Raw genomic sequence first — 12593 nt, forward strand, 5'->3', positions numbered from 1 at the left:
GGCAGCCTGCCCGCGCTCCGCGCTCGCGGATTGGGCAGGCGCCCGTTGCGTTGCGAAAAACGCTCAGTTCAGAGAATAGACCAGCGACAGTTTGGAGATGGTGTCCAGTTCCTCGCTGCCGACGGGCGGGGCGGAGTTGTGGCGGACCTCCAGCGAGGCCCGCGCCGCCAGGGCGCCGATCAGCTTGGTGGTGAGCGCCAGCGTATCGGTGGAGATCGTCTTGTCGGTCCCGATATTGACCGCCAGATCGTTGGTCAGCTTCGCATTGTCGCTGAGGTTCCAGGTCAGGCCGGAGGCCACGCGCGCCGTGGGTTCGGTCTCCACGCCGCCACTGCTCAGCTCGCTGTAGCGATAGCCGGGGCCGGCTTCGACATCGAGCTTGAAGCGCTTGCCCGTAAAGATGCGATAGCCGAAACCGGCATTGCCGGCCGCCTCGTATTTATAGCCGGAGAACTGATCGTCCGTGTAGCTCGCAAATCCGAAGGCGTAGAGCCGTTCGGTCAGGTCGCGGCGTACCGTGCTGTCGAGATAGTAGCGTTGCGCGGTCTTGGTGTCGCCGTCGGAGGCGTATTCGAGACTGCCGTTGGATTCGATTTCCCAGTCGGTGAAGTTCCATTGCAGCGCCGCCGAGAGGCTGGCGGCGGTGGAATCGGTATTGCCCGAGGTCACATTGGCGCCGGCGGCCACCTCGCCGGTAAAGGGCGGTTCCTCGTCCGCCGCGCTTTCGGCGGCGGGTTCGGGCGCGGCGGCCGGGCTTGCCGGTGCGGCGGCGAAGTCGGTCTGCGGGAACGCGGCCGTGGCGGTGGCGCGCAATATGTCTTCGTCGGCGGGCGAGGCGGCGATGGCCGCGCCCAGAATGGCGGCGGCCTCGTCGGGTCGGGCGCCGATCTCGGAAATCATGCGCGAGAGCAGGGCGGCGCGGCCCTGGGCGCGGGTTTCGGCGAAGCTCGCCTGCATCTGCGGCGCGGTTGCGGCCTGCGCACCGGCCATGGCGGCGGGCGCGAGCGACGCGGCGACGAGGATCAGCGCGGCAAGCGCGCCGTTTCGGATGTGTGAGCGATATGGATGGATCATCCGGTTCTCCCTTTGGGTCGGCAAGGCATGGGCGTGACAACGGGTTTCAGGAGGGACTTAGCGCGATTCCCCTGCTTCTCAACCGCGCGCTCCACCCGAAAGGTGCCGGTGTGAGCGGCGTTGCCCGAAAAACGCCGATCCGATAGAAGAAGGGCCAAATCCAATTCCCGACAAAGCGGGCCGGGTTCACCGGCACTCAAACGAGGAAAGCGGCGCATGGCCTCTTATCAGTATGTTTACGTCATGGACCGGCTGTCCAAGACCTATCCGGGCGGCAAGCAGGTTCTGAAGGACATCCGTCTTTCGTTCTTCCCCGGCGCCAAGATCGGCGTGGTGGGCCTCAACGGCGCGGGCAAATCGACGCTTCTGCGTATCATGGCGGGGGTGGACAAAGAGTTTACGGGCGAAGCCTGGGCGGCGGAAGGCGCCAAGGTCGGCTATCTGGCGCAGGAGCCCCAGCTCGACGACAGCCTCGACGTGAAGGGCAATGTCATGCTGGGCGTCGCGTCCAAGCAGGCCATGATCGACCGCTATAACGAACTCGCGATGAACTATTCCGACGAGACGGCCGAAGAGATGGCCGCGCTTCAGGATCAGATCGACGCGCAGAACCTCTGGGATCTCGACGCGCAGGTCGAAATGGCGATGGACGCGCTGCGCTGCCCGGACGGCGAGGCGGACGTGTCGAAGCTTTCGGGCGGCGAGCGCCGCCGCGTGGCGCTCTGCCGGCTGCTGCTGGAAGCGCCGGACATGCTGCTGCTCGACGAGCCGACCAACCATCTCGACGCGGAATCGGTCGCCTGGCTTCAGAACTATCTGAAGGAATATGCGGGCACGGTGGTGCTCGTCACCCATGACCGCTATTTCCTCGACAATGTGACGGGCTGGATTCTCGAACTCGATCGCGGGCAGGGCATCCCTTACGAGGGCAATTATTCCTCATGGCTCGAACAGAAGGAAAAGCGGCTCGAGCAGGAAGCCAGGCACGACGAAGCCAAGCAGCGCACGCTGGCCCGCGAGCTCGAATGGATCAAGCAGAGCCCGAAGGCGCGCCAGGCCAAGAACAAGGCGCGTATCAACGCCTATGACGAATTGCTGGCCGAGGCCGGCCGCGCGCAGGAAGGCCGCGCCCAGATCATCATTCCGCCGGGGCCGCGTCTCGGCGGCACGGTGATCGAGGCCGATCATCTGAAGAAGGGCTTCGGCGACCGGCTGCTGATCGACGATCTCTCCTTCCAGTTGCCGCCCGGCGGCATTGTCGGCGTCATCGGGCCGAACGGCGCCGGTAAATCCACGCTCTTCAAGATGATTACCGGCCAGGAGACGCCCGACGAAGGCGCGCTCAAGATCGGCGAGACGGTGACGCTCGGCTATGTGGACCAGAGCCGCGACGACCTCGACCCGAACAAGACCGTCTGGGAAGAGATTTCGGGCGGCACCGACATCATCGAACTCGGCAAGATGACGATGAACAGCCGCGCCTATGTGGGCGCCTTCAACTTCCGCGGCGGCGATCAGCAGAAAAAGGTCGGCCTCCTGTCGGGCGGCGAGCGCAACCGCGTGCATCTCGCGAAGATGCTCAAATCCGGCGGCAATCTCATCCTGCTCGACGAACCGACCAACGATCTCGACGTCGATACGCTGCGCGCGCTGGAAGATGCGCTGGTGAACTTCGCCGGCTGCGCCGTGGTCATCTCGCATGACCGCTGGTTCCTCGACCGCATCGCCACCCACATGCTGGCCTTCGAGGGCGACAGCCATGTGGAATGGTTCGAAGGCAATTACGCGGATTACGAGGAAGACCGCAAACGCCGCCTCGGCCCGGAAGCGGAAGTTCCCCACCGCATCAAATACAAGCGCTTCAGCCGCTAGGGGCGAGGCTTCAGTTCTTCGAGGCATCGCCCGTTTTCACCTCCCCCCATGGGGGGCGGCGGAAAATCCGACCGGATTTTACGGGTGGGGGCCTTCCCCGACGCTTCCCCTCGAAGGGAGGGAAAGAAGCGCCAATTAAGAGCGCGTCGTTCCGTCCCGGCATAATTTCCATTACGGCGGCACACACAAAAAACGGCGCGGGGAGTATCCCGCGCCGTTTTGCATGCGAATCCGCCGGGCGGATCAGTTCGTGGAGGTGTCGCCGCCCGTCATGGCCGCGTCGACATTGCCCTTTTCGGCCTGCCCGATCTTTTCCTTCAGATGGGAGAGCAGGGCGGAGAAGTCGCCATTATTGCTGTTCAGGATCGAGGTGAACTGGTCGCGCTGTTCCTGGGCGAGCCAGATGCCGGCGACGTTCACGTCGAAGACCTTGAAGCCGTCGCCTTCGCGCAGGACCCACCATTTCACGTCCACGGGCGGGCGCCCGTTGGTGAACTTGATCTGGCTGGAGACGATCACTTCGCGGCCCTTGGAACCCTTCTCCTGCGCGCCCGTCACGTCGAACTTCTCGTCATTATAGTCGGAGAGGCGGGTCACATAGACCTTCACGATGAAGGTCTCGAAGAGATCCAGATATTCCGCCTTCTGCGCCTGGTCGGGCGTGCGGACATAGCGGCCCAGCGAGAAGGCCGCGATCTTCTTCAGATCGGCATTTTCCCGCAGCAGCGTCTGGAAATTGTCTTCCATGGCCGACTTGCCCGCCGACTTGTCGGAAATGACGTCGATGGCCTCGGCGCCCAGATCCTCGACGAACTTGATGGCCTGCTGGTCGCTGGCGGCGCGGGCGGGCGTGCCCGCCAGAACGCCGGCCAGGCCGATCCCCAGCGCAAGCGCCGCGGTTGCCGCCGGCTTCGCCATGGTGGTCATGAAACTGTGGAAGAAGCCGCTATCCGCCGGCTTCGGGGAGGTGATCGTCATTCAATCGTCTCCTTTCGCGGGTTTTCACCGCGGATTGGGTACCCCGGCCCCGACGGATCGGTTACGCCGCAGGCGAACGATCCTTATTGAGTGTCGGGAGTGTTCGGTTCGTTTGTGTCGAAATTTAGGTTCTCGATATCGGGCAGGTCGTTCACATCGGTGCGGCCATTGGCGATTTCGTTGCGCCGGCTCTGCCGGTACAGGCTGCGAATCGTCACGTAATAGTCCACGGATGTGCGCTCGATCTGATCGAGAGCATTGAGGCCGCGCGAGCGCGCATCGATACCGTTCACCACGAAGCGCGTCATCGGCACGGTCTTGGGCTCGTTCCAGTAGATATAGGTGAGCGGATCGAAGAACTGGTCCACGCCGAAACCGACGAGGTCGCGGGGCGGGGCGGGCCCCAGCACCGGCAGGTAGAGATAGGGGCCTTCGTTCACGCCGTAGGTGCCGAGCGTCTGGCCGAAATCTTCGCTGTGCTGCTTGATGCCCCATTCGTCCGCTGGGTCGAAAAGGCCCAGCACGCCGACGGTGGAGTTGATGCCGAAGCGCTCGACGGTGGTGCCCGCGCGGTCCCATTCGCCCTGCAGCAGGTCGTTGGCCAGGATGACGGGGCTCTTCAGATTGTCGAGAAAGTTGCGGACCGCGTTCCGGCCCACGCCCGGCACCACGCCGCGATACCAGGTCGCCATGGGCTTCAGGGCGATGGTGTCCAGAAAGCGGTTCAGCTCGAAGAAATATCGGTTGGCCGGCTCCAGCGGATCGTTGGAGTCGTCGGCGTCGGCCGGGTCCGAATCGGCATTCGCGGCCTCCATGGCCGCCGAATCGCCGCCCGCGGAGACCGCGAACGCGCTTTGCGAGGTCGTCGTCAGGGCTGCGATAGCCAGAATGAGGGCCGCGCTATTTGCTGTCAGCCGCCTTTTCAGGGGCGTCGTTATTCTCTTCATCATTCTTTCTGCCCGTCATCCCAGTGCCATTACGGCGTCGGATACAACAAAATGGGGTGTCGGAACCCCTTTGCCACCGGCATTCGTATGCCGGGCGGTCGCGGTCCGTAAACTTCGGCTATGTGCGCGGCGCGCCCGGCGCCCCTCACAACCAAAGTCGTTCAGATCGCTTAAATTCCAATGAATGCGCCGGAAAAATTGCATTCGGGGGGCGCAACTCAGCGGTCCAGCCTGATTTCTAGGTACCATAAGTGCGGGGGGGCTGCCAGATGCGCCGACGGCGGCATGTGGCCATTTTAACCATGGCTGTTGCCGAATTGCTGCGGCGAAAGCCGGTTTCGGCCGAGCGGGGCTTTGAAAACACATAAAGATATGTTTATATCTGCGCATCGATTAACGGAGGACAGCGCGTGGAGCAGCTTCTTTCAGGTTTGAGGGCAGCGGGCGAGCCTACTCGTCTGCGGCTGATGGCGCTTCTGGCCAGAAGCGAACTGACGGTGACGGAACTGACGCAGATCCTGCGCCAGAGCCAGCCGCGGGTGAGCCGTCACCTCAAGCTTCTGTGCGAGGCCGGGCTTCTGGAGCGGTTTCGGGAGGGGAGCTGGGTGTTCTACCGGCTGGCGAGTTCGGGCCCCGTGGCCGATCTCGCCGAGCAACTGGTGAGCCTGATCCCGTCGGAGGATCTCGTGATCGCACGGGATCTGGAGCGGCTGGAAGCGGTACGCGCGTCCCGGGCGGAAAAGGCGGCGGAATATTTCCGCGCCAACGCCGAAGAGTGGAACCGGATCAGGTCCCTTTATGTGCCCGAAGACAAGGTCGAAGCGGCGTTGCTGGACCTGTCGGGCCATGAGGACATGGATGTGGTGCTGGATCTGGGCACGGGCACCGGGCGGCTTCTGGAGCTGTTCGGGCCGCGCGCCAAGACGGGTTACGGCATCGACCTCAGTCCGGAAATGCTGGGCTTTGCGCGCGCGCATCTCGCCCAGCCGGAGCTTGAGCATTGTTCGGTACGGCAGGGCGATCTCTACGACCTGCCGGTACAGGACGACACGGTGGATCTGGTGACGCTGCACATGGTGCTGCATTACCTGGACGAGCCGGGGGCGGCCATCGCAGAGGCCGCCCGTGTGATGAAGCCGGGCGGACGCCTGCTGATCGCGGACTTTGCGCCGCACGATCTCGACTTTCTGCGCGAGAAGCATCAGCACCGGCGCCTCGGGTTCACAGAGGAGGAGGTGGCGGACTGGCTGAAAGAAGCCGGGCTGTCCCTCAGGGAAGTCAGGCGTTTGCCGCCTGAAACAGACAACAAGAAGGATGACGACGCCAAGCTGACGGTCCTGATCTGGGTAGCGGACAAGGCGGAAACGCCGGACGCGAAAGGCACAGGGGCCAGGCAGGCGCGCCAACTCGAAGGAGCCAAGTAATATGGGTTTTGACAGCCGCAAGACCGGCGACGAACGCACGCAGGTGTCGTTCGAGTTTTTTCCGCCCAAGGACGACAAGGCGGAAGAAGCGCTCTGGAAATCGATCAAGCGACTGGAACCGCTTAACCCCCAATTCGTGTCCGTCACCTACGGGGCGGGCGGGTCCACGCGCGAGCGCACGCATGGGACCGTGAAGCGCATCCGCAACGAGACCGCGCTCGAGCCGGCCGCGCATCTGACCTGCGTCGGCGCCTCGAAGGCGGAGACGGACGAGATCATCCGCGCCTATTGGGATGCGGGGATCCGCCACATCGTGGCGCTTCGCGGCGACATGCCCGAGCTTGGCGCGCCCTATGAGCCGCATCCGGAGGGCTATCAGTCCACGCCGGACCTGATCGACGGCATCAAGAAGATCGCCGATTTCGAGGTCTCGGTGAGCGCCTATCCGGAAAAGCATCCCGAATCGGCCTCGCTGGAAGCCGATATCGAGCTTTTGAAGCGCAAGATCGAGGCGGGCGCGGATCGGGCTATCACCCAGTTCGTTTTCGATACCGACCGGCATGCCGAATTCCTCGAAAAGGCGCGCGCGGCGGGCATCGATGCGCCCATCGTGCCGGGCATCATGCCGACCACCAATTTCAAGGGCATCAAGCGCATGGCGGGCCGCTGCGGCGCGTCCGTGCCGGAATGGCTCGCGGACTATTATGTCGGCCTCGACGAGGATCTGCCGACGCGCAAGCTGATCTCGGCCTATGTGGCCACCGAGCAGGTGAACACGCTGCGCGGCTACGGTTTCGACCGTTTCCACTTCTACACGCTGAACCAGGCGGACCTGACCTTCGCGATCTGCCATGTGCTGGGCCTGCGCCCCAAGCATGCGACCGTCGCGGAACCGGCCTGAGTTTCAAACGCTGAATTCGAATACAAGGAAGGCACTCATGTCTCATCCCAAGACGCGCGAAGAGCGCATCGCCTATCTCCGCGAGGAAGTGAAGAAGCGCGTGCTCATTCTCGACGGCGCCATGGGCACCATGATCCAGCAGTACAAGCTGGGCGAAGAGGATTATCGCGGCGAGCGCTTCAAGGATCACGAAAGCGACGTGAAGGGTAACAACGAGCTGATCTCGCTCGTCCAGCCCGACATTCTGCGCGAGATCCATCTGCAATATTACCGCGCGGGCGCGGATTTCGCCGAGACCAACACCTTCGGCGCCACGCGCATCGCCCAGGCCGACTACCACATGGAAGATCTCGCCTATGAGATGAATGTGGAAAGCGCCCGCATCGCGCGCGAGGCCGCCGACCTTTGCGAAGAGGAAGAGCCGGGCCGCGTCTGCTATGTCGCGGGCACGCTCGGGCCGACCAACCGCACGGCATCCATCTCGCCGGATGTGAACGATCCGGGTTTCCGCAATATCGACTTCGACATGCTCTACGAGGCCTATAAGGAAGCGACCAAGGGGCTCATCGAAGGCGGGGCGGACACGCTTCTCGTGGAGACGATCTTCGACACGCTGAACGCCAAGGCCGCGCTCTATGCGGTGGAGGACGTGTTCGAGGAAACCGGCATCGAGCTGCCGGTCATGATTTCGGGCACGATTACGGATATGTCCGGCCGTCTCCTGTCGGGTCAGACGCCGGAAGCCTTCTGGAACTCCGTGCGCCATGTGAAGCCCTTCTCCATCGGGCTCAACTGCGCGCTGGGCGCCGCGGAAATGCGCCAGCATATCGACACGCTGTCGCGCATCGCCGACACGCATGTCTCCGCGCATCCCAATGCGGGCCTGCCCAACGAGATGGGCGAGTATGACGAGAGCCCGGAACAGATGTCGAAACTCGTCGGCGAGTTCTCCACCTCCGGCATCGTCAACATTCTGGGCGGCTGCTGCGGCACCACGCCGGATCACATCAGGGCGATTGCCGATGCGGTGAAATCGGGCAAGCCGCGCGAGATCCCGGAGATCGAGCGCAAGATGCGGCTGTCGGGCCTCGAGCCCTTCGCGGCGGATTGACCTCGGTCCGGCAAATTCGGACTTGATTGAACAACAGTGCAATTCCAGGAAAAGTGGAAACCGGTTTTCCGTCCGGAATTGCACCACTGCAAATAGGTAGATCGGGGCGAGATGACTCAGACCACGGCGAATTTCATCAATATCGGCGAGCGGACCAATGTGACGGGTTCTGCGCGCTTCCGGAAAATGATTCAGGAGGACCGTTACGACGACGCGCTGGACGTTGCGCGTCAGCAGGTCGAAAACGGCGCCCAGGTCATCGACATCAATATGGATGAGGGCATGCTCGACTCCGAGGAGGCGATGATCAAGTTCCTGAACCTGATCGCGGCCGAACCGGATATCGCCCGCGTGCCCATCATGATCGACAGTTCCAAATGGAACGTCATCGAGGCGGGCCTGAAGCGCGTGCAGGGCAAGGCGATCGTGAACTCGATCAGCCTCAAGGAAGGCGAGGAGAAATTCCTCGCCGAAGCCCGCAAGATCATGCGCTACGGCGCGGCGACCGTCGTCATGGCCTTCGACGAGGAAGGCCAGGCCGACACCGCCGACCGCAAGTTCGAGATCTGCGAGCGCGCCTATAATCTGCTCACCGAAAAGATCGGCTTCCCGCCGGAAGACATCGTCTTCGACCCGAACATCTTCGCGGTCGCGACCGGCATCGAGGAGCACAACAACTATGCCGTCGAATTCATCGAGGGCTGTGCGCGCATCAAGCAGAACCTGCCTTACGCGCATATCTCGGGCGGCGTGTCGAACATCTCCTTCTCCTTCCGCGGCAACGAGCCCGTGCGCGAGGCGATGCATTCGGTGTTCCTCTATCACGCCATCCAGGCGGGCATGGATATGGGCATCGTGAATGCCGGCCAGCTCGCCATTTACGACGACATCGACCCGGAGCTGCGCGAGGCCGTGGAGGATGTGATCCTCAATCGCCGCGACGATGCGACGGAGCGCCTTCTGGACGTCGCCGAGCGCTACAAGGGCGAGGGCGGCAAGAAGCGCGAGGAAGACCTTTCCTGGCGCGAGAAGCCGGTGAACGAGCGCATCTCGCATTCGCTGGTGAAGGGCATCAACGCCTATATCGAGGAAGACGTGGAGGAAGCGCGCCAGCAGCATGACCGCCCGCTGCACGTCATCGAAGGTCCGCTCATGGACGGCATGAACGTCGTCGGCGACCTCTTCGGCGCGGGCAAGATGTTCCTGCCGCAGGTGGTGAAGTCCGCCCGCGTGATGAAGCAGGCCGTCGCCTATCTCATGCCTTACATGGAGAAGGAAAAGGAGGAGATGGGCATCACCGACGACGATGCCGCCGCCAAGATCCTCATGGCCACGGTGAAGGGCGATGTGCACGACATCGGCAAGAACATCGTGGGCGTCGTGCTCCAGTGCAACAATTTCGAAGTGATCGACATGGGCGTGATGCAGCCCGCCGAAAAAATCCTCGAAGCGGCCAAGGAGCACAAGGTCGACATCATCGGGCTGTCCGGCCTCATCACGCCCTCGCTCGACGAGATGTGCTATGTCGCGGCCGAGATGGAACGACAGGGCTTCAACGTGCCGCTCCTCATCGGCGGCGCGACGACGAGCCAGATCCATACCGCGGTGAAGATCAACCCCAACTACAAGGCGGGGCAGGCGATCTATGTGACCGACGCCAGCCGCGCGGTGGGCGTTGCGTCCAATCTCATCTCCGAGAAGAAGGACGAATACGTCACCGACATCCGCACGAAATACAAGGAGCTCGCCGAGAAGCATGCGGCGGGCAAGCAGAAGAAGGAACGCCAGACGCTTCAGGGCGCGCGCGACAACCGCTTCAAGGCCGACTGGAAGGACCACAAGCCGGTGAAGCCGACCTTCCTCGGCACCAAGGTTTTCGACGATTATCCGATCGACAAGCTGGTGCCTTACATCGACTGGACGCCCTTCTTCCAGACCTGGGAGCTGCATGGCCGTTACCCGCAGATTCTTGAAGACGAGAAAGTGGGCGAGGCCGCGCGGTCGCTCTTCGAGGATGCGCAGGAAATGCTCAAGCAGATGGTCGAGGAAAAATGGCTGAAGGCGCGTGCCGTCATCGGCTTCTGGCCGGCCAACGAGATCGGCACGGACGACATCGAGCTTTACACCGATGCCGACCGCAAGGAGCGTCTGGAGGTCTTCCACACGCTGCGCCAGCAGATGAAGCGTTCGTCCGACCGCGCCAACTATGCGCTGTCCGATTTCATCGCGCCCAAGGATAGCGGCGTGGAGGACTATATCGGCGGCTTCTGCGTCACGGCGGGCTTCGGCGAAGACGAGATCGCCAAGGGCTTCAAGGAGAAGAACGACGATTATCGCGCCATTCTCTCCCAGGCGCTGGCCGACCGTCTGGCGGAAGCCTTTGCCGAGCATATGCATGAGCGCGTCCGCAGGGAGTTCTGGGCCTATGCGCCGGATGAGGGGCTGAGCAATCAGGATCTCATCGATGAGAAGTATCAGGGCATCCGGCCCGCGCCGGGCTACCCCGCCCAGCCCGACCACACGGAAAAGGCGGCGCTCTTCAAGCTCCTCGACGCGGAAGAGAAGATCGGCGTGAAGCTGACCGAGAGCTATGCCATGTGGCCCGGCGCCTCGGTGAGCGGCATGTATTTCAGCCATCCGCAGTCGGAATATTTCGGCGTCGGCAAGATCGAGAAGGATCAGGTCGTCGAATATGCCGAGCGCAAGGGCATGGAGCTGAGGGTCATGGAGCGCTGGCTCGCCCCCATCCTCAACTACACGCCCGGCCAGGAGCCGAACGAGGAAGCGGCGTAAGCGCTACGACATTGAGGGGAAGAAAGGGCGCCGGATCACCGGCGCCCTTTTTGTATCTGGGCAGACAGTCAAAAAAATGATGTCATCCCGGCGAAAGCCGGGACCCACTCTCACATCCGCTTGCCGCAGCGCTAGTGGATCCCGGGAATAAATCCCGGGATGACATTTGTTGGTGAGACAATTCAGAAAACAGAACACAGATGTCGTCCCGGCACTTGTTGCCGGGGCCTACTCTCGATAGTTCCGTATCGAAGCGCCAATGGGTCCCGGCCACCTTCACATGCAAGGAGGGCCGGGATGACAGCTATTTCTTATTTCTCCAGCGACTGCGCCCAGCTCTCCGCCCAGCCGGTGAGCGGCATCAGCTTGTCGAGCAGTTCGCGGCCCATCGGGGTCAGCGCATAGCCTTCCTCGTCGCGATGTTCCGCGATCCCCGTCTCGCGCAGATCGGCAAGCCGGGCATTGAGCACGCTGGGCGAGACGCCGCCGCAGGCCTCCTGCAGGGCGCGGAAGGTGAGGGGCGTCTCGCCGCGCAGTTCCCAGAGGATGCGCAAGACCCATCGCCGCCCCAGCAACTCGATCAGCACCATGACGGGGCGGCCCGTGGACGACCCCCGGACGGGCGTGCCCGGTTTCGGGGCTTTTCTCTTTTTCTCGCTCATGGGGACAGAATAGGGCTTGCGCTACGAAAATAGAAGCATCATCTTTCTGCTACTGAAAACGTAGCAATGAGGAGTGCCATGACCGCCCGTATCGCGCCGGCCCCGAGGCCTTATGAAAAAGACATGGAAGAGACGCTGGAAAGGCTCATGCCGCCCGGTATCGAGCCGCTTTCGCTCTTCCGCACGCTGGCTTGCAATCCGCGTGTCTTCCGCCGCTTCATGGCGGGCGGCCTGCTCGACAAGGGATCGCTCGGCTTGCGCGACCGCGAGCTTGTCATCGACCGCGCCACGGGGCTCTGCGGCGCGGAATATGAGTGGGGCGTCCATATGGCGCTGTTCGGCGAGCGCGTCGGCTTCGGCGCGGCGGAGGCAAAGGCGCTCGTCGCGCCGGACGGGGCGGCGGCCAACTGCTGGAGCGCGCATGACCGGCTCCTCATCCGCATGGTCGACGAGTTGCACGCAACCGCGACGATCGGCGATGCGCTATGGGCGGAGCTGGCCGAAGAATTCGAGGCCGACCAGCTCATCGAGCTTCTGGTGCTGACCGGCTTCTATCACATGGTCTCCTTCACGGTGAACGCGCTGCGCCTCGCGCCGGAGGCCTATGCGCAGCGCTTTCCCTGAACACCAAGTGTCATGCCCCGCTTTATGCGGGCCATGACGATGGCAATGAATAACTGGCCGCAACAACCCAAAAAGAAAAAGGGCGCCGTCCGTACACGGCGCCCTTTCCAGTTCCTGTGGGGGGCTTTGCGGTCAGATCACACCGAAGGTGATCATCCCGACATAGATCAGTGCGAGCCCCGTGGCGAGATAGCCGATCTTTACTCC

8 protein-coding genes and 1 pseudogene are annotated in these 12593 nt (G+C 62.7%); 5 read left to right on the forward strand and 4 right to left on the reverse strand.

What is annotated here, in order from left to right; genetic code table 11:
- Positions 1-63: 63 nt before the first annotated feature.
- On the reverse strand, positions 64-1074 hold the full coding sequence (locus tag FHS78_RS06245; protein ID WP_167091919.1) for a DUF481 domain-containing protein: 1011 nt from the start codon (positions 1072-1074) through the stop codon (positions 64-66).
- Between the two features lie 216 nt (positions 1075-1290).
- On the opposite strand from FHS78_RS06245, the gene ettA reads away from it, so the two are divergent.
- The gene (ettA, locus tag FHS78_RS06250; protein WP_167091922.1) at positions 1291-2946 is read left to right on the forward strand and encodes an energy-dependent translational throttle protein EttA; all 1656 of its coding nucleotides are present in this window, start codon (positions 1291-1293) and stop codon (positions 2944-2946) included.
- 243 nt (positions 2947-3189) lie between these two features.
- Here the strand turns inward: ettA and FHS78_RS06255 are convergent, their stop codons facing one another.
- Both FHS78_RS06255 and FHS78_RS06260 read right to left on the reverse strand, forming a co-directional pair.
- Positions 3190-3924, reverse strand: coding sequence for an MlaC/ttg2D family ABC transporter substrate-binding protein (locus FHS78_RS06255; RefSeq protein ID WP_167091925.1), 735 nt, complete (start codon positions 3922-3924; stop codon positions 3190-3192).
- Between the two features lie 83 nt (positions 3925-4007).
- Positions 4008-4874: an MlaA family lipoprotein gene (locus tag FHS78_RS06260; RefSeq protein WP_167091928.1), complete on the reverse strand. Its 867-nt coding sequence runs from the start codon at positions 4872-4874 to the stop codon at positions 4008-4010.
- 407 nt (positions 4875-5281) lie between these two features.
- Here FHS78_RS06260 and FHS78_RS06265 point away from each other — a divergent pair, with 407 nt between their 5' ends.
- The 3 genes and pseudogenes from FHS78_RS06265 (at position 5282) to metH (ending at position 11100) form a co-directional block, all read left to right on the forward strand.
- A complete protein-coding gene (locus FHS78_RS06265; RefSeq protein ID WP_167091931.1) occupies positions 5282-6295 on the forward strand; it encodes a metalloregulator ArsR/SmtB family transcription factor in 1014 nt (337 codons plus the stop codon).
- A gap of 1 nt (position 6296) precedes the next feature.
- Positions 6297-7196, forward strand: coding sequence for a methylenetetrahydrofolate reductase [NAD(P)H] (gene metF / locus FHS78_RS06270; protein WP_167091934.1), 900 nt, complete (start codon positions 6297-6299; stop codon positions 7194-7196).
- 37 nt (positions 7197-7233) lie between these two features.
- Positions 7234-11100: pseudogene (metH, locus tag FHS78_RS06280) on the forward strand (methionine synthase).
- A gap of 311 nt (positions 11101-11411) precedes the next feature.
- Here metH and FHS78_RS06285 read toward each other — a convergent pair.
- Positions 11412-11762: a winged helix-turn-helix transcriptional regulator gene (locus FHS78_RS06285; protein ID WP_167091943.1), complete on the reverse strand. Its 351-nt coding sequence runs from the start codon at positions 11760-11762 to the stop codon at positions 11412-11414.
- Positions 11763-11840: 78 nt separating this feature from the next.
- Between FHS78_RS06285 and FHS78_RS06290 the strand changes: the two genes are divergently transcribed.
- Positions 11841-12386 (forward strand): carboxymuconolactone decarboxylase family protein, encoded by a 546-nt coding sequence (locus FHS78_RS06290; RefSeq protein WP_167091946.1) that lies wholly within the window; start codon positions 11841-11843, stop codon positions 12384-12386.
- Positions 12387-12593 lie beyond the last annotated feature (207 nt).

It is taken from the genome of Parvibaculum indicum (assembly GCF_011762095.1).
Lineage (GTDB): Bacteria > Pseudomonadota > Alphaproteobacteria > Parvibaculales > Parvibaculaceae > Parvibaculum > Parvibaculum indicum.